This window comes from Listeria weihenstephanensis (genome assembly GCF_003534205.1).
GTDB classification, from domain to species: Bacteria; Bacillota; Bacilli; order Lactobacillales; family Listeriaceae; genus Listeria_A; species Listeria_A weihenstephanensis.
In genome coordinates, this window is sequence record NZ_CP011102.1 from 183,077 (window position 1) to 201,811 (window position 18,735).

The 18,735-nt window shown below is 40.5% G+C and carries 13 protein-coding genes; 12 read left to right on the plus strand and 1 reads right to left on the minus strand.

All coding sequences use genetic code 11. From position 1 onward, the window contains the following. Positions 1–525 precede the first annotated feature (525 nt). From UE46_RS00810 to UE46_RS00845, 8 genes are all read left to right on the plus strand, one after another. Positions 526–3,333 carry an Ig-like domain-containing protein gene (locus UE46_RS00810; RefSeq protein WP_118907339.1) on the plus strand — a complete coding sequence of 936 codons (2,808 nt, stop codon included), beginning with the start codon at positions 526–528 and terminating at the stop codon, positions 3,331–3,333. Between the two features lie 132 nt (positions 3,334–3,465). Beyond that, positions 3,466–4,206, plus strand: a complete 741-nt coding sequence (locus UE46_RS00815; protein ID WP_036059005.1) for a WxL domain-containing protein — start codon at positions 3,466–3,468, stop codon at positions 4,204–4,206. A gap of 139 nt (positions 4,207–4,345) precedes the next feature. Beyond that, complete coding sequence (locus tag UE46_RS00820; protein ID WP_036059006.1) at positions 4,346–4,957, plus strand: acetyltransferase; 612 nt, start codon at positions 4,346–4,348, stop codon at positions 4,955–4,957. 806 nt (positions 4,958–5,763) lie between these two features. Continuing rightward, on the plus strand, positions 5,764–7,212 hold the full coding sequence (locus UE46_RS00825) for an FAD-binding oxidoreductase (protein WP_036059007.1): 1,449 nt from the start codon (positions 5,764–5,766) through the stop codon (positions 7,210–7,212). Between the two features lie 75 nt (positions 7,213–7,287). Beyond that, positions 7,288–7,857 (plus strand): glycerol-3-phosphate responsive antiterminator, encoded by a 570-nt coding sequence (locus UE46_RS00830; protein WP_036059009.1) that lies wholly within the window; start codon positions 7,288–7,290, stop codon positions 7,855–7,857. 79 nt (positions 7,858–7,936) lie between these two features. Beyond that, positions 7,937–9,220 carry an MFS transporter gene (locus UE46_RS00835; protein WP_036059010.1) on the plus strand — a complete coding sequence of 428 codons (1,284 nt, stop codon included), beginning with the start codon at positions 7,937–7,939 and terminating at the stop codon, positions 9,218–9,220. A gap of 14 nt (positions 9,221–9,234) precedes the next feature. Beyond that, positions 9,235–10,011 carry an SDR family oxidoreductase gene (locus UE46_RS00840; RefSeq protein WP_036059011.1) on the plus strand — a complete coding sequence of 259 codons (777 nt, stop codon included), beginning with the start codon at positions 9,235–9,237 and terminating at the stop codon, positions 10,009–10,011. Continuing rightward, entirely contained in the window at positions 9,968–11,479 is a 1,512-nt protein-coding gene (locus tag UE46_RS00845) for an FGGY-family carbohydrate kinase (RefSeq protein ID WP_233230959.1), read from the plus strand. Before UE46_RS00840 ends, UE46_RS00845 begins: the two co-directional genes overlap by 44 nt. A 54-nt stretch (positions 11,480–11,533) precedes the next feature. On the opposite strand, the gene UE46_RS00850 is transcribed toward UE46_RS00845, so the two are convergent. After that, positions 11,534–12,994, minus strand: a complete 1,461-nt coding sequence (locus UE46_RS00850) for a helix-turn-helix domain-containing protein (RefSeq protein WP_036059013.1) — start codon at positions 12,992–12,994, stop codon at positions 11,534–11,536. A 229-nt stretch (positions 12,995–13,223) separates the two neighbouring features. On the opposite strand from UE46_RS00850, the gene UE46_RS00855 reads away from it, so the two are divergent. The 4 genes from UE46_RS00855 to UE46_RS00870 all read left to right on the plus strand — a co-directional run bounded on the left by UE46_RS00855 (position 13,224) and on the right by UE46_RS00870 (position 18,715). After that, on the plus strand, positions 13,224–13,943 hold the full coding sequence (locus tag UE46_RS00855) for a Crp/Fnr family transcriptional regulator (RefSeq protein WP_036059015.1): 720 nt from the start codon (positions 13,224–13,226) through the stop codon (positions 13,941–13,943). A 756-nt stretch (positions 13,944–14,699) separates the two neighbouring features. Beyond that, positions 14,700–15,416 carry a Crp/Fnr family transcriptional regulator gene (locus UE46_RS00860; RefSeq protein ID WP_036059016.1) on the plus strand — a complete coding sequence of 239 codons (717 nt, stop codon included), beginning with the start codon at positions 14,700–14,702 and terminating at the stop codon, positions 15,414–15,416. A 358-nt stretch (positions 15,417–15,774) separates the two neighbouring features. Beyond that, entirely contained in the window at positions 15,775–18,093 is a 2,319-nt protein-coding gene (locus tag UE46_RS00865) for an immunoglobulin-like domain-containing protein (protein ID WP_118907341.1), read from the plus strand. A 169-nt stretch (positions 18,094–18,262) separates the two neighbouring features. Next, a complete protein-coding gene (locus UE46_RS00870) occupies positions 18,263–18,715 on the plus strand; it encodes a DUF4352 domain-containing protein (protein ID WP_036059018.1) in 453 nt (150 codons plus the stop codon). Positions 18,716–18,735 lie beyond the last annotated feature (20 nt).

Below are 18,735 nucleotides of genomic sequence, written 5' to 3' on the forward strand. Positions count from 1 at the left end.
TAAATAGCAGTGTAGCGATTATAATAAACGTTTCGATAAAATGGTTCTCAAATTGGTAGAAATGGGATGAAGTCTAAGTTTCTTTGATTTTTATGGAGAGTGTTAAGTGATTATTATCTGCTTTTAATGAGGTTTTGGATAATTTTCAATTTGAGAGCTAATGATTCTGGCTTTTAAATAGAACGCTCTCTTTCTTTGGTTTGAACCTGAAAATGAGGCTTTTTTGATGTTGTCCTAGAAGAATAAGTAAATAGGAAAAAGAGTCTTAGTAGAATAGAGTAATACTGATATAGATTTTTCAAATGTTCATCATTATGGCACATATAAAGACAGGGAAGCCAATGAATAGTATGAATATAACGTATATTATCTACTAGAAGAATATATATACTGCAGATATTCATGTAGCACCTTTTGTAAATAGTACGGATCAAAAAACAGTTTTAGCAGAGAGCGGTATAATAATCACGTACTTAAGAAACAGACAAACAATACGCACCACAAAATAGATGAGAAGGTGATGTCATGAAAAAGAAAATAGTAGCCATTGCGCTCACAATCATGATGCCAGCACCGATGTTCGCAGGAGTTGCTCAAGCAGAAGTCATAAAGGAGCCCATGAAAGTAAGTCAAACTTTAAAAACAGGTGCGATGTTGGGTGCCACGATTCAAACAAAGAATTTATTTAAAGATGCAAGTTTTACATTATTTGGGAACCAAGGTAATCAAGGGTGGCTATATTCACAAGCAGGTTTATTCGATAATAGCCTAGCTCTAAGCAGAAATATGGTGGCAACCGGAGACGAGTATAAAGTTACCAATCCGATTGACTATCAAGTGTATGTAAAACCACTACAAATTGAAAATGAAGCAGCGATTCAAATAAGAGATGTCACAGATAATACAGGCAAGGTGAACAGCAGTTTTGGACAGCAAATGAGCGGTCTTGTTGTCGGAAAATCATACACGGTTTCCGCTGACTATCGTGTAGCATCCAGTAACATAACGGATGGCAAAAATGAATTATATTTTTCCGTAGGTAAATTAACTGGTGATGGCCTTAAAACCGATAAATCGCTTGAAAATACCAGCGTAACGATTGCAAATGATGACACGACTTGGAAACACTATTCGAAAACATTTACAGCTACTGCCACAACACAACTCATTGCTTTCGGCCAATTTCCAAACTCAACAGATGCAGGACAACAATTAGTAACGCAATATAAAAATCTGCAACTAGTTGACGCGGACCAAACACCACCAGAAGCGCCTACCGCATCGAAGGTTTATCCAACATCGAACACAGTAACAGGTAAAACAGAAGCTGGTGCGAAAATATCCGTCAAAGTAAACGGTACAGAAATTGGAACAACGACAGCAAACGGATCAGGCGATTACATCGTTACCATCCCAGTTCAACCGAAAGATACAGTTCTTGAAATTACAGCCCAAGATGCTTCTGGAAATATAAGTGACGTGATAAAAGTTACGGTGAAAGAGGAAGTATTCGCCGTAGCTAAACCCCAAACGATGATACTAGGTACGGATATTTCGAAAATGGACCCAAAAACGTTTCTTCAAGATATCAAAAACGATGGTACTAATATGACTATTGCTTTTGGAAATAAAGCATCAACCGGTACTGTTGGAACAGCCAATACGGAAGTGAAAGTAACGGATAATACCACACAAGTGACGCAAACCATCCTTGTTCCAACAACGATCGAGTATGGGGATACTATTTTCGCATCAGGAATTGAAACATCTGGCTCTTCACGTCGAGGAGTCTCTGCGATAACCATTCATCACGGTGCTAATCCTTATTTAACCAATACAGTTGCTAGATATGAGTACTATAGTTATATAAGAATACACAGTTATTTCCCTTCGACATATGTGGGTACAAAAGTATCTAAAGTAACAGACGATCATATATTAGGCACACCATACTTTGCAAAATCAGCTAATGGTACAGATACTGTCGACAGTTTTGTAAATAATTACGGTACACCAGAAGTCGAATATGGTGATGTCCTAGAATTTTATCATGCAGAAGGTAAGGCCTGGATTGAAAAAGCTGGCGAAGCAGAACACTTCGATGCTACAAACACGACAGGAAGCGGCACAACTTACTATGAAATAACGCCAGATGGCTATAAACAAGTGTTGAAGAACAATATCACAACGAAAAGCAAGACAATCAATACTGGTGAAACAGTCCAAGCAAGCGATTTTGTGACATTGCCAGCTGGAAGTAATTTGAGCGTAGCGGATACATTTATCCAAGCACCGAACGTTTCAAAAGTTGGCACGAGCACAGTAGAGGTCGAGGTAGATGAACAATTGAATTCGGGCAAATACCTCAAACGTACCTTTACAAGCACGATAACCGTGAAAGATACAATTGCTCCAACAGCAGATACGATAACACAAACGCTCGATAAAGGCGCAGCTATTCCGGCTGCAAGTACTTTCCTGACAAACGTACACGATAATGCAGACGCGGATGTAGCCGATAATATTTCGATAAGCTACGTCACACCACCAACAACGGCCACAATCGGCGTGAGAACGGCTCAAATCGCTATCCAAGATAAAGCTGGAAATAAAACGATAAAAAATGTAACGTACAGCGTTAAAGATGAGAACACCAAGATACAAGATAACTATATGCTGCATAGTGGCGATGCGCAGTTAAACACGAGTGATCTCGAAGGCAAGACGTCCGAACAAGTAGCAACCCTTCTACGCCAACAAGCAAAAGTGCAAGGTTGGGATATGACATCAGGAGCCGATTTGACGAACCAAGTCACATTAGAATCACCAGTACCGACCACATCAGGAACATACACGTTGACTTACAAATTAGGAACAGCGACAGCGACTTCACACGTTGAAATCAAAGATAATACAACTTTTGGCTTCACAGAAACACCGTCAGCACTCGGATTTAATACGACAGAAATTAAATCAAGTGAAACGACAATCGATCGCGAAAAAACAGATTGGAATGTTGGCGTGACAGATGCGAGAAATAACGGCGACCAATGGGCTGTAACAGCGACAGTGAACGGACCTTTTGAGAATATGACAGATCCGACAGCTAAAAAACTAACGAACGCCTTCACTTTCACAAAAGGCACAACAGAAACGCGAATCATAGACAATCAAGCTTTTACCATCTATGAAGGCAAATCCGATACAGAAACGAATAAAAATATTCAATGGGAAAAAGATCAAGGTTTGCGCATGAAAGTCAACACAACCGGCGTCAAAGCAGATGAAGATTATCAAACAAGTATCACCTGGACATTGAACGATACACCTTAATAAAAATAACGATAAAGGATGTGATGCTAAGAGAATCGCAGGATATTTCTTAACATGGCAGAATACAAGTAAGACCAAGTGATCTCGGGGTAGCTTCATCAAATCCTGGCACTTCAAAGGAGAACTTTTCACATGACAATCAAAAAATATGCAGTAATCGGTTTAGTAACAATCTCAGCAGTAGCAGCAACTTTCGGTATGGGTCACCAAGCATCCGCAGCAGAAGTTGGATCGTTAACAACAGACAGCAAAGTAAGCTTCACGAAACAAGCAGAAGAAACGATTATTCCTCCAGTCAATCCACTTGATCCGGACCAACCACTTGATCCGGATGCAGGCGTAAACCCAGGAACAGGCGGCCCATTAAGCATTGGCTACGTATCCGAATTTGATTTTGGTACCCAAGAAATTTCTGGGGAAACGAAAACATACAATGCGAAACTAGACAAAGTTAAAGTTGGCGGTGAATATGTAGACGCACCAAACAACGTGCAAGTAACCGATAACCGTGGGAATAACGCTGGTTGGAACTTAACAGTAGCGCAAAATGGCCAATTAAAAGACGGCTCAGCACGTGACCTTGAAGGCGCAGAAATCGCGATTACAAAAGGAACTGCGATAACAAAAACTGGCGCAGGCGTAACAGCACCAACTGTGAATCAACAAATCAAATTGAACCCGAATGGTACAGCATCAATGGTTATGAATGCAACAGCCAATCAAGGTATGGGTCAATGGGTAGACAAATTTGGAGCAGATAACACTGCAGCAGCAGATGCTGTAACACTAACAGTTCCAGGTAAATCAGCGAAATATGCCGATTCTGATTATGCAACAACGTTAACATGGACACTTTCTGATACACCTCAATAATAATTTTTGAATAGAAAGATGGATGCCTCGCTAGGAATGTTAGCGGGGTATTTTTTGTGTGAAAGAGCGAAAATAATTACAGAAGTTGGGTTTTCTCGTGGTATACTTGAATGAAGAGCATATGCAAAGGAGAGTCTTGATGAAAAATGTAATTATAGTTGGAGACGGCGGGCATAGTAAAGTTATTAGAGAGTGTATAGAGCAACAAGGTGAGTACGCGATCATCGGTATTTTAGATAATAAATATACAAGTTATGAAGAAATGGATGGACGATTTATGGCTCCATTTGATGATTTTGAGAAGTTTCAAGAGGACGGAACGCTTTGGTTTATCGCTATTGGAGATAATAAAGTTCGTGCGGAGGTTGCCGCGAAAATGGGAAATGTCCCGTACGCAACGGTTATTCATCCAACAGCGATTGTTTCGAAAACGGCTGTGATTGAGCCTGGGAGTGTGGTTATGCCTGTGACGGTTATTCAACCAGATTGTGTTATTGGCAAGCACGTGATTATTAATACTGGGGCGATTATTGAGCATGATGTGATTATTTCGGAAGCGGCTCATGTTTCACCTAGAGCAACTGTAACTGGTGGTGTGAGGATTGGTCGTGGGGCTCATGTTGGGGCTGCTGCGGTTGTAAATCCAGGGGTTGTGCTGGGTGAGTTTTCTGTTATTGGAGCGGGCGCTGTCGTGACAAGGGATACGGATGAGTTTGGGACTTATGTTGGGGTGCCGGCGAGGAAGTTGTAAGAAGGAGTTTGGAGTTTTATTCGTTTCTAGCTTCAACGGCCAGCTACTCGAAAACTTCACGCCCGCATAAAAAGCAAGGGCGGCTTTTTAATGCGGCCGCTCCAGTTTTTTTCGGAGCTAACGGGCCGTTTCAGCTTTTCGCTAGATCCAGCTTCGGAAGCCAGCCCCTCGAAATTTTCGTGGCCTCCATAAAAGTCAAAGAGGGCTTTTACTGCGCCCCTTAACAATTTTTTTCGGGCCTAACAGCGGATTAAGAATAATTTGGCGATAGTTCAACGCGTGACAATCATATTCTATGGGAATGCTCTGGGATTTGACGTATCATCGCTTCCCGATCTAGCTTCACGGGCTAGCTCCTCGAAAACTTTAAGCCCTCCATAAAAAGCAAGAACGGCTTTTTACTGCGGCCGCTCCAGTTTTTTCGGAGCTGGGAGAGATAGTGGTTGAGAATAGTATGGAAGTAGCTCAAAGTATGGCAATCGTGTATGCGGGAACGCTCCGGTACTCGACGTATCATCGTTTTCAGATCCAGCTTCAAGAGCCAGTCCCTCGAAAATTTCGTGGCCTCCATAAAAGTCAAAGGAGGACTTTTACTGCGCCCCCTAACAATTTTTTTCGGGCCTAAACGGGCTCTTTCAGCTTTTCAACCTTGACTTCTATGTAAGCGTTCTATATACTGTAGTTAGTTGCTAGAGAATTGAGATAAGCGACTCCTAATTTGTAGGAGTGCGCTTTTTTTTGTGCTCTAAATACAGAAAAATTTACCAATTTATAAAATTTTACAGATTGAAAGGGGTAATCTAGAGATGGTTTTATCATGTGAGGAAGTTAGGGAAGCAATGGCGAAATTGGTCGGGGCGGAGAATTTGGTGACGGAGGAAGAGGAGTTAAAACATAGTAGTATTGACCGTTATCGGAAGTATGAGGATATTTCGGGGGTGTTTACGCAACCGATTCCAGCGGCAATTGTGAAGGCGCGAAGTACGGATGATATCGCGAATGTGTTGAAGTTTTGTAATGAAAATGGGGTTAACTGTATTCCGAGGACGGGAAATTCGGCGCTTGAGAGTATGCTCGAATCTGTGAAGCCGAATCATATTGTGCTGGATGGCTCGGGGCTTGATCGGGTGATTGAGATTGATGAATATAATATGCAAGTGACGTGTGAGGCTGGTGTGGTACTTGAAGATATTGAGAATCAGCTGCGTGCGAAGGGTTTGACGACGGGGCATTCGCCGCAATCAAAACCGCTTGCTCAGATGGGTGGGCTGGTTGCAACGCGCAGTACGGGGCAATTCTCCACATTGTATGGTGGGATTGAGGATATGATCGTTGGGCTTGAGGCGGTTTTTCCAAATGGTGAAGTGACTCGGATTAAAAATGTACCGAGACGTGCGGCGGGGCCTGATATTCGTCATGTTGTCGTTGGAAATGAAGGCGCGCTTTGTTATATCACGGAAGTTACGGTGAAAATATTCAAGTTTATGCCGGAGAATCATCGTTTCTATGGTTATACATTGGATGATATGAAAGTCGGATTTGAAATTTTGCGAGAGGTGATGGTTGCAGGGTATAAACCTTCGATCGCAAGACTTTATGATGTGGCAGACGCGGCGGGACATTTTTCGAATTTCCAAACGGATAAATGTGTGTTGATTTTTATGGCGGAAGGGCCTGTGGGGATTACGGCGGCAACGGGTGCTGGGATTGAGGAGATTGTTGCAAAATATAAACAATGTGAACAGGTGGAAAGCCAACTTATTTCGGATTGGTTTGATAACTTGAATTGGTTCCCAGAGCAGGTCGCGGAGGAGCGTGAGGAGATTGTTGCTACGAAAAATATGGGCTTCACGACAGAAATTGCTGCGAATTGGGGTCAAATTAATGCGATCTATGAAGCGGCTTGCAAGCGTGTGAAGGTTGAAGTTCCTGATATTACATGGGTTGGCGGGCATTCTTCGCATAGTTATATGAACGGGACGAATCTGTATTTCGTGTATTATTACAATTTGAAATGTGAGCCTACGGAGGAGATTCATAAATACCACAACCCGATTAACAAAATTATCGTCGAGGAGTCGCTAAAACGTGGTGGTACGATGGTGCATCATCATGGTGTAGGTAAGGCTCGTGCGCCGTGGATTAAAGATGAATACGGTTCTTCGTTCTATATTTTGAAGACGTTGAAGCAGGCATTTGATCCGAATAACGTGATGAACGCGGGCAATATTATTCCGCTTGAATTTTTGGATTAAGCTAGTGTAAGATGATGTTTCGGTCTCTCTACGAAGTGGTGGGACTGGGACATTAGTGAAAGTAGGGGATTTTAGATGAGAGAGAATATGTTAGATTTGCTAGCGGATAATCCGATTATTGCTGCAATTAAAGATGATGCTGGGCTTGAAAAAGTGGTGCAATCAAACTGTCATCTCGTATTTATTTTGTATGGGAATATTTGTAGTATCGGTCAAATTGTAGCGGAAATAAAGGCGGCTGGGAAGATAGCTTTTGTGGATATTGATTTAGTTGAAGGAACGTCAAATCGTGAAATTGTTGTTGATTTCATGCGGAAAAATACGGAGGCTGACGGGATTATTAGTTCGAAGCCAGCGATTGTGCGGGCAGCTAAAATGAAAGGATTTTACACGATTCACCGCTTTTTCTTGATTGATTCGATGTCGTATCATAATTTGCCGAAACAGGTGGCGGCTTCAAAAACGGATTGTGTGGAAATTTTGCCAGGATGTATGCCAAAGGTGCTTGGTTGGGTGCAGGATGCGATTAGTCAGCCGGTGATTGCGAGTGGGCTGGTTTGTGATAAGGAAGATGTGTTGACGGCGTTACGCGCTGGGGCCGTTGCGATTTCTTCGACGAGTCCGGAAGTATGGGATGATATCTGATTTTTAAAAAGAAGTAGATCGGAAAATGGTGTTTTATCCAAATAATGTAAGCGTTTTCGATCGACTAAGGGGGCAAACTATGAAGAAGGCAAAATATAGTCGTTGGTTTATTATCGCAATCATTGGTATGACGGGTGGCATGAGCTTCGAGTTACCATATTTAAAATATAATTATCAAGTGCCGATGGAGTCTTTAATGGGGCTGAGCGCAACGCAGGTAGGTTTTATTATGAGTATTTATGGTACGGCGGCGATGATACTCTATGCACCGAGTGGGGTGATCGCGGACAAATTTTCACATAAGAAATTGATTACGTTTTCGATGCTGATTACTGGTGGACTAGCGTTTGTGATGGCGCTCTATCCGCCATATTGGATGTTGCTTGTGATTCAGGTGTTACTGGCGATCACGACGGTATTATTTATGTGGTCGGCGACGGTGAAGGCGGTTGCGATTCTAGGAACAGCGGAGGAGCAAGGAAGTTTACTCGGATTTGCGGAAGGGATGCGTGGATTTGGTGCGCTTGTGACGGCATTTTTGACGTTGTGGATGTTCCAGCTTTTCGGCGCTGACTCGAATCCGAATAGTTTGAAGGCCGTGATGGTCACGTACGGAATTTTCTATATTGTATTTGGGGTTTTGTGCTGGTTTGTGGTGCCTGAGGAGTCGAAAAAAATGCGAGCCGCGATTCCAAAATCAGAAAAAACGACAGCAAGGGATATTCTACTTGTTTTGAGAAAACGGACGACGTGGTATTGTAGCTTGATTATCATGGGTGTGTATACGATTTTTGCGGTGCTTAGTTATACGACCAGTTATTTGATTGATATTTTTGCGATGCCAGTTGTGATGGCAACGTTTATCGGGATGATTCGGAATCAGGTTTTCCGAACGATCGCGGGGCCAGTTGGTGCACTAGTTTCGGCAAAAACGCGGTTGAAATCGCCGACGAAGATTATCTTTATTGGCAGTATCGTGACGTTTATTGGGCTGATTTGTATTATTGTGATTCCAGCGAGTGCGAGCATTATTTTTGTGATGATTGGACTAGTATTATTGCTGGCATTCTTCAACTATGTATCGCGCGGGATGTATTTTGCGACGATTGGTGAGGCTGGGACGCCGAGCGCGACGATGGGAACGACGATTGGTGTGGCGTCTTTAATTGGCTTTTTGCCGGATGTGTTTATTTACCCACTGATTGGGCATTGGCAGGACACGCTCGTGGCGACGCATGCGTATCGGAATATGTGGATTCTTGGGCTTGTTGCAACGGGAATGGCATTGCTATTTTGTGCGTTACTAATGCGTGATATTAAACAGCGAAAACAAGCTGTGATGGCTTCAATAGAGACAATTTGAGGGAGGAAAATAAGATGAATATACAAGATTTTGAAATGGATTTCTTTTCGTTAAAAGGTAAAAATGCGATTGTGACTGGTGGGAATTCGGGGCTTGGACAGGCTTTTGCGTTGGCGCTTGCGAAGGCTGGAGCGAATCTTTTTATTCCGAGTATTGTTGCGGATGATGGTACGACGGAGCGGTTGATTAATGAGGCTGGCGGGAAAATGGTGTTTATGCAAGCGGATATTACGAAGGAGGGCGTGCCGAAGCAGGTCATTGACGGGTGTGTGGAGGCGCTTGGTTCGGTGGATATTTTGGTGAATTCGGCTGGGATTTGTAAGCTTGCGGAGGTGCAGGATTTCGGGCGGGAGCAGTGGGATCCGATGATTCAGCTGAATTTGACGGCGGCTTTTGAACTTAGTTATGAGGCTTCGAAACGGATGATTCCGCAACGGAGCGGGAAAATTATTAATATTTGTTCGCTGTTTTCGTTTCTTGGTGGGCAGTGGTCACCGGCGTATGCGGCGACGAAGCACGGGATTGCGGGCTTGACGAAGGCGTATTGTGATGAGTTGGCGCAGTATAATATTCAGGTGAACGGGATCGCGCCGGGGTATTACGCGACGGAAATCACAACGGCGACAAGGAGCAATCCGGAAACGAATCAGCGGGTATTGGATCATATTCCGGCGAACCGTTGGGGCGAGACGCAGGATTTGATGGGAACGACGGTGTTCCTTGCGAGCCGTGCTTCGGATTATGTGAATGGACATTTACTCGTTGTGGACGGTGGTTATTTGGTACGCTAAGGCGAATTTGACGGAAAAGAAGGTTTCGATGCAGATGACGAAGAAATATATTATTGGGATTGATGGGGGTTCGCAGAGCTCGAAGGTCGTTATTTTTGATTTGGAGGGTACGATTGTAAGTGAGGGAAAGTGTGACTTACAGCCGATGCATTTGGCGGAGAACGGCGTGGTGGAGCATCCAGACGATGACTTGTGGGATTCTCTTATTGTGGCAAGCAAGGCCGCGATGGATAATTTCCCGGGAAATAAAGCGGATATTATTGGACTTGGACTGTGTACGATTCGGTTTTGTCGGGCGTTGTTGAAAAAGGATGGGAGTTTGGCGTCGCCTGTGATGAGCTGGATGGATGCGCGGGTTTCGAAGCCTTACGTGCATGAAGACGCGGATGTGGCGTATGTGACGACGACTTCTGGGTACGTGACGCAGCGTTTGACGGGGGAGTTTGTGGATACGGCGGCGAATTATCAGGGACAGTGGCCGATTGATACGGATACTTGGGCTTGGAGTGAGGATGAGACGGTGATTCAGCAGTTTGGGATTCCTCGCGAGATGTTATTCGAGTTGCAGATGCCGGGCTCGATTTTAGGACAAGTTACGAAGGAGGCGGCGCACGCGATGGGGATTCCTGAGGGGATTCCGGTTGTTGCGACGGCGAACGATAAAGCGGTGGAGGCACTTGGAGCGGGATTGTTGGCTGAGAATACGGCGCTGATTTCGCTTGGAACGTATATTGCGGCGATGATTCCGGGGCATGATAATCCGAAAGGCACGACGGCGTTTTGGACGAATTTTGCGTCCACGCCGCATCAATATCTTTATGAAAGTAACGGGATTAGGCGCGGGATGTGGACGGTGAGCTGGTTTAAGGAACTTTTAGGTGATGATATTATGTTAAAAGCGCATCAAGATGGACATTCTGTGGAAGAGTATTTGAATCGGGAAGCGCAGCAAGTTCCTGCGGGGTCTGATGGTTTGATGACAGTACTCGATTGGCTAGCACCCGATGATGCACCGTACCGAAAAGGCATGATGATTGGCTTTGACGCAAGGCATACGCGTGCTCACATGTATCGTTCCATTTTAGAAGCAATCGCCCTAACCATGAAAAATCGCGTGGAAGAGATGTCCGCCGAGTTAGGAATCACCCTTGATAAAATTATCATATCTGGTGGTGGCTCAAATAGCGCGTTATTAATGCAAATTTTCGCTGATGTATTTGGTATTCCAGCAATGCGAAATGAGGTCAACGGTTCTGCCAGCATTGGTGCAGCAATTTGCGTTGCCGTAGCGCTCGGCGTTTATCCAAGTTATGAGGTAGCAGTGAAAAAAATGGCACGAATACGCGATCAATTTGAAGTTCAGGAAGGAAATCGGGTATTATATAGAAGAATAAATCAAGAAGTGTATAGGGATATCACTAAAAGTACGGATAGTATCTTAAAAAAAGCAGCGACAATTTTCTTATAAAAAAAACGACACAAAATCTAAATCGGATTTTGTGTCGTTTTTTGGTTCACTGATTTATTCAATAGTTTCCTGATACCTATCTTTAATAATATCCGCTAATTGTTTGAAATCACGATCGGCTGGTGGAACATGCCAGACCAATACTTCCACTTCACCAGGTACTTCCACTGGGAAATCACTAATAATTAAATCATATTGTGGCCAATGTTCCTTAGGCTCTAATTCTTCGCAAAATATAATAGATTCTTCAGAGTAAAACTGTCGAATTTGTCCTTTTAAATATTCTTCCCAAATAAAACCGCTTTTCGAAATAATTTTTACGCGTAACCGATTAGTAAGCGTTTCGTTTAATAAACTAATATTAAATAAGTTATGAATATAGGTCGCAATAACATCCTTATTATCTCTAATAAAAAAATACTCTGGTATACGTTCATACTTTTGAAGAACATTTTTAATTTCAGGGATGGTAATGATATCGGGTAACAATTTTTTCGAGAAATAATCTATATCTAGAATAAGATTTGTTTTTTTCACAAAATTAAAGCGAGTTAAATAATCAAGTACTGCAAGTTCGACAATTTCGGTATTAAGCATCCGACTATCGAGCAATGAAATGAGGTTTTCTGTGAGGTGTACCCGATGTTTACGAAATTGTTGGTGATATTTAATTCGTTTTTTTGTATGTTCCAGTGTCAAATCTGTAAAAGTGCATAAAAAACTGATATTTAGAATGACATAGCGCTCGATTAACTCGATAGGAGCACCCAGAAACTGTTCAAGGTCACTAAAATCTAACTGATCGGTATTGTAAAAATTATAAATATCATCAATCGCTTCTTTCTCTTCATTGCTCAGTTCAGCAGCATGCCCCTGTGTTATACGAGTTAAACAAATACTGATTGCAATAGCATACTCCATCCGAGTACTAAGTGAAAAAAAGACACCCATATGTTTTTCAAATTTCTGAATAAAGTGGTTGATACTTTCATAATCATTATCTTCGTTAATCCAGCCAGAATAAGGATAGCTTTTGCTAAAAAGGTGAAAAAAGAAAAAACGAATATTAATTTCATTGCCCTCGATTTGCAAAGGGGCATTGTTTAAGATTAGCCTACTGCGAGCTAAAAAAGTATCTACTTCTTTTAGTTTTAAATAAAAAGAAGCAAGGCTAATATAATGTTTTTCCGTCCAATTGGCAATTGTCAGCTTTTCATCATTAAAGACAGATAAGGAAAGTTCAAATAAATCGCTCTCCGTAATCATATAGGCAGTCAAATAGTCAAAATTAACTTTGGGGGCGACTTTTAAAAATAGACGCTTGTCTTCTTCAAATATATGTGCGAGTTCTACAGGGAGGATAGAATTTAATAGCTTTACATCTGCATTTAATGTATTAAGAGAACACTGAACCTGCTCACTAAGCTTATTTTTACTCAACGATTTTTCCGTGAAGAACAAGAGATTAAGCAATGTTAACCTTCGATATTCGGATGCAGTAATAATATTTTTCATTAGAATTCTCCCTTCTAATCTTGTAAAGATACTTTAATAGTAAAGGCTTTAGAATAAAATCGCAAATATTGCGATAGTAAAAAATTATACAAAAATCAAAAACTTCGCGAAATAGTAATAAATACACTAAAAAAATCCATTTATCTAGAAAAAGAGAGGCATCTATCCATGATAGTATCGATATTGTATTAAGCATACAAAGATAATAATGGAAAGAGAGACGAAAAATATGAAACAGCAAGCAGTTGAAATGGATTTTCTGTATAGGGCAGATGTAGTAAAAGAAGATTTTAGCAAAGAAAAACTACTTCAATTTTTACAAAATGATCAGATATATCCTATTAAAGGGAGCGTCAAGCAATACAAAAAATACGAACAGATTATTTTGGAATCAGAGGCAGTGGAGGAAACTTTCTTTATTGTATCTGGTTATATCATGGCTACCAAAGGCAATAAGCGCGTTGTTGGTTTCTATACGGAAGAAGACGTTATCGGGCTTGAAGATTTGATGCTAAACAGTCAGTCCCACTATTCTTTTGAAGCAATTTCAGATGAAGTTTCAGTGATTAGGTATGATAAAGGAGATATCATCGAAAAAATGTTAAACGCGCAAGAAGGTTATTTCTATCATTATGTACACATGCAAAACTACGTCCTTCAAATGATGAAACGAGAACAATTATTACGACTGCCATCAGAACAACGCATTAGTTTGGCTTTATTCAGATTATCCCAAAAATATGGCAAGAGAATTTTAAAAACCAATAAGACGATCTTTCCGAAACCTATTAATAAAGGCATGATCGCTAAATATACGAACTTGAACCCAAATACAATCACGGCCGTATTTCAAAAATTGCAAGCAGAGAAAATTGTGGAGTCCATGCATAGATCAATGCATATAGATCTTTTGAGGCTAGAGGAGAAGCTCGGAGATGTATTGAATTGATTCGTTTATTCTCTAGTGTTGTCCTTGTTAAAGCATAAACAGACAAAGGATATAACTGGGATTTGAAGGAGCTAAAAGGGAGTCTTTGTTACTAAATGACACGGATAATCAGAAAAGAAATCAAAGTTCGCAAAATAGTAACAAACGGAATGAAGTACTCTAGAAATGCAGAACATGAGAATTTCAAAGCTTGATAGAATTAGAGTGTCCTGAAAACTGGACTGAAGATGTTCCTTCTCCAAAATGACACAACATATACAGGTGCAACAATGAAGGTTAGCACATTCAAAAATTCTACACCCTAAGAAAAATCAAAACAACAACAGCCACAGTAAGCTTATAGCATATGATAAAGCAGGTAAACATCTAGAAATATCAATAGTAATAATCCGAGTAAAATAAACAAAGGCTGAGAGTTTGGGATATAGCCCAAATAAATCGCCCACAGTATGCGCAGTTCTCCAGCTTCCATCAAATCTCCTGAATACAGACACTTTCGCTCATTTTGTGTAAAGCTTGATTTTCGTCTTACTCAAATTAATGGGTAAGGCGATTTTTATCTCGATTAGAGTTTGTACCAGACGATGTAATAAAAGGTCATAAACTATTTCAAACCAGCAGCTACTTGTCTAGTTTTTCTAAAGAAATGAAAAATAAAATCAAGTTATTAGAAAAATCCGATTTTTAATACATCAGCTGTTAAAGTATAAGTAGGCAGAGGAAAGCAAACAATAATTTTGAAGGAGGCAAACATAGATGAGGAATAAGGTAGAAGAAATGCAGTTTTTATATAACCAAGAAAATATCGAAAGTCAATTTAGTAAAGAAAAATTCCGAAGCTTTTTACAAGAAGATAAGATTTTTCCGCTACAAGGTGTTAAAAAGAAATACCGGAAAAGCGAGATCATCATCGGTGAAAACGAAGAAATCAACGAAATTTATTTTATCGAATCAGGACATATTATCGCTACGAAAGATGGCGAAAAAGCAATTGACTTCTTTGCAGGTAAAGATATACTCGGCTTAACAAACTTACTACTTGGAAGCGCGGCTGAATATTCCTACCAGGTCATCTCAAGTGAACTAGTCGTTACGAAATATGAGAAAGAAGACATCATCGAGAAGGTAATCAACACACAAGAAGGCTACTTTTATCACTACGTGCACATGCAAAATCAAGTAGGCCGGATGATGGAAAAAGAAGATCTACTCAGACTCCCCTCTGAACAGCGAATTAGCCTGGCCTTACTTAGCCTCGGGAATAAGTTTGGTGAAGAAACGAGCGACCAAGATATGATCTGTTTTCCAAAGCCAATCAGTAAAGGCATGATCGCCCAATACACGAACCTCAACCCCAACACGATTACCAACGTACTACAAAAACTCCAAGAAGAAGAAATTATTTACCCAGTCAGACGCGCCATCTACATAGACGCGTATAAACTTGAAGAAAAATTAAAAGGTCTTTTATAACATAATAGTATTCATAAGGTACTTAATAAAATGATGAAAAACATCAATTATTAGGAAACAACAAGTTTTTAAGGATTTAGATGATAAGCTAGTATTAGAAAGGGAGGTGAGGCATTCTTACAGAGTATCTACCAGCACAGGGACGAAATTAAAAAAGTGTAACAGTGTTCGAAAAGTAGTAACAAAAAGCAAGTTTAATTCTATTTAACTAGAAAACACAAAACACAAGTACTGTTAAAATTAACGGTAGAGGTAATAAAGTTTACATGAATAACTGGATTTCATGCAATTAAACATCGGAATAAAGACGGAATATTAATTTTATTCAAAAAATACGAATTATAGAGGAGAAATAAATATGAAAAATACAGGTAAAAAAATCGCAGTAGGTATCTTAACAACAGCCATCGTAACATCGCAAATACTTCCAACATCTATGAGTTTATTTCCAAAACAAGCAGCAGGAACAAACGCGAAAGCAGCAGAAGGAATTCAAACAAAAGTAGCACCCGTTTATCCAGTAGGAAGCACCAACATGTACAAGGACTTTAGTGGAGACCTAACGGCAGGCGGTAACCCTTACTTTAATGATGTGAGGATTAAAGACGACGTGCTTTATGTGAATATGACAAAAATTTATAAAGGATATGGAATTGAAGTTATTTCGCAAGATGGAGTCATCAAACGTTCGTATAAAACGGCTGCAACTAATGCACCGCAAGAATTTTCAATGAGTCTTAAAACAGTAGTAAACAGTGGGACTCTCACATTCAAAACATTAAAACCGGATGGCACATATGAGCGTGCTACTTCCAGTAATCTTAACTTAGTTCAGACAGGAAATGCTGGATTAGCATTATATGGTCAAGCCGTATATAACCTCTATAGTGACACAGCCTTTAATCAATTAGGTGCAGGAATCACACAAGCAGATATTAATACAGCGAAAAACCTAGCTTCTGGTGCCTTAACCTCTGCAGAAAAAACAAGATTGACGAACCTTTTAAATGCGGCACAAGCATTACTAAATGAAAGCGCAGCTACGGATACAGCAGCACGTAACGCAGTCAACGCATTATACAACAACAACGATCCAAAAGCAGACACAGTGAAAGATACAACAGATCAAGCGGCTATTGATGACGCACGAATTTTGGTCGATAAAGTCACGGATCTAACGACTAAAACAGCGCTAGAAGCTGATTTAAAAAGAGCGCAAGACTTATTAGATGCTCGTGAAACAGCAGTAGAAACAGATGCGATAAAAAAAGCAGTCAATGAATTATTCGTGAATGATACGACATCAAGTGAAGCAATTAAAGAATCAACAAATCAAGCAAAAATTGACGCGCTTCAAGAGCAAATCGACGCGATCAAAGATACCGATGTAAAAGCAACGCTACAAAGTGATTTAAATCTAGCGCAACAACTATTAAATGACCGTAATGAAGCTTTAGCAACAGACAAAGACAATCAAATTTTAGGCCAATTCCTAGTCAATCAGTTATTCCAAGACAACAAACCAGCAACAGATAAAATCAAAACAACAACAAACCAAGATAAAATTGACGAAGCCCAAGTACAAATTGATCTTATCCAAGATGCGACAGCAAAAGCAGCGCTACAAAAAGACCTAGACCGTGCGCAAGTACTTTTAAATGAAAAAAATGCAGCGGAACAAGCGATCAAAGATGAAGCGGCAACAAAAGCAGTAGCAGAGTTATTTACCGAAAATAACCCAGAAACAGGCGCAATTAAAGAAACAACCGATCAAAAAGCAATTGACGAAGCACAAAAAGCAATCGATGCAGTAACAGATGCAGATAAAAAAGCAGGATTACAAACGAACTTAGATAAAGCAAAAGAATTACTCGCTAACCAGTCTGCAACGACAGGTACGATTACAAGTAATGACTTCACGATTGGTACAGATAAATATGTCACAGGAAGCTATACAGGCGATGTAGCACGCATTTCCCTTATCCAAGATGGCACGGAATATAAAGGCGCGTCCCTTAAAAATGGCGAATTCAACTTTTACGCGGTGGATAAAAAAATCAATAAGACGCACGAAATCATCATGGTAGCTTACGATAAAAATGGCAAAGAATTATCCCGCGAACAAGTGAAATTCATTGTAGCGACGGAAGGTAAAATTACACCAGTTGAGATGACAATTCCAGGCGACAACAACATTACAGGAACATATACAGGCGATGTGTCTAAAATTGAAGTAACCGTAACAAATGCAGCGAAAGAAACAAAGACATACAAAGGCGGTACAGTAGCAGACGGAGCATTCAAATTCTACTCTAGCGATAAAGTAACAAAAGCAACCGATGTCGTTGTTGTCAAAGCATACGATAACGTTGGTAAATTACTGGATACAAAAACCGTTAAAATCAAAACAAACGCACCAACAACAGGAACAATCACACCAGATACGTTTAAATTAGGAACAAGTAACATTACAGGAAAAATGACTGGCGATGTGAAATCACTGAAAGTAACTGTAGGTACAGACACATACGGTGGAGGCACATTAAACGCAGATGGCACATTTAAATTCTACGCACAAGACAAAGTGAAAAATAGCGATACAGTCGTAACTATTTCAGCCTATGACAAAGCAGGAAAACTTCTAGATAGCCAAACAGTAACAGTAGAGCCTAAATAAAATGCTGAAATGAGTGGCGAAAAATCAATAATTTATCGCCACTCATTTTTTAAAATTGACAATGAAAATCAATTATCTAGAATCGAGCGGTTTTAGAGGAATTGGATGATAAGCTAGTAGTAGATCAAGAACAACTAACCTCAAAACAAGAAAGGAAGAACCCCATTTTATGAAAAAGAAAAGTTGGATGACATTACTTGCGCTAAGTCTAACCTTAGTAGCTATCATGATTGGCTGTGGAAAAACGACAAGCAATGATATCGGTAAAACAAGGACGGCAAACGATCTCGAAATAACGCTCAGCAATGTAGAGATGAAAGATAGTAACAATGATAACAAGCAAATGGCAAAGATTGATTTTTCTGTTAAAAACATCGGTAAAGAAGTATCAGGCGCTGGAGCTGGTGACTTTGTAATCCAAACAGAGGACGGGAAAAAACATCAAGTTTACGGACTAAATGCCAATAACTTTGGCGATGAGATTGCAGAAGATAAGATGCTAAAAGGTTCAGGGTACTACGAAATCCCCACGAAACAAAAACAATTCACAGTCCTTTACGAGCCAAACACGGAAGAATCCATGGACAAAATTGCATGGATGATTACAGTTCCCTCTAAATAATTATCCTCGAATAACCAAAA

Coding starts and splice junctions, on each gene's coding strand:
- UE46_RS00815 (WP_036059005.1), top strand. CDS start 3,466: ATGACAATCAAAAAATATGCAGTAATCGGTTTAGTAACAATCTCAGCA.
- UE46_RS00855 (WP_036059015.1), top strand. CDS start 13,224: ATGAAACAGCAAGCAGTTGAAATGGATTTTCTGTATAGGGCAGATGTA.
- UE46_RS00845 (WP_233230959.1), top strand. CDS start 9,968: ATGGACATTTACTCGTTGTGGACGGTGGTTATTTGGTACGCTAAGGCG.
- UE46_RS00850 (WP_036059013.1), bottom strand. CDS start 12,994: ATGAAAAATATTATTACTGCATCCGAATATCGAAGGTTAACATTGCTT.
- UE46_RS00865 (WP_118907341.1), top strand. CDS start 15,775: ATGAAAAATACAGGTAAAAAAATCGCAGTAGGTATCTTAACAACAGCC.
- UE46_RS00840 (WP_036059011.1), top strand. CDS start 9,235: ATGAATATACAAGATTTTGAAATGGATTTCTTTTCGTTAAAAGGTAAA.
- UE46_RS00825 (WP_036059007.1), top strand. CDS start 5,764: ATGGTTTTATCATGTGAGGAAGTTAGGGAAGCAATGGCGAAATTGGTC.
- UE46_RS00870 (WP_036059018.1), top strand. CDS start 18,263: ATGAAAAAGAAAAGTTGGATGACATTACTTGCGCTAAGTCTAACCTTA.
- UE46_RS00830 (WP_036059009.1), top strand. CDS start 7,288: ATGAGAGAGAATATGTTAGATTTGCTAGCGGATAATCCGATTATTGCT.
- UE46_RS00835 (WP_036059010.1), top strand. CDS start 7,937: ATGAAGAAGGCAAAATATAGTCGTTGGTTTATTATCGCAATCATTGGT.
- UE46_RS00810 (WP_118907339.1), top strand. CDS start 526: ATGAAAAAGAAAATAGTAGCCATTGCGCTCACAATCATGATGCCAGCA.
- UE46_RS00820 (WP_036059006.1), top strand. CDS start 4,346: ATGAAAAATGTAATTATAGTTGGAGACGGCGGGCATAGTAAAGTTATT.
- UE46_RS00860 (WP_036059016.1), top strand. CDS start 14,700: ATGAGGAATAAGGTAGAAGAAATGCAGTTTTTATATAACCAAGAAAAT.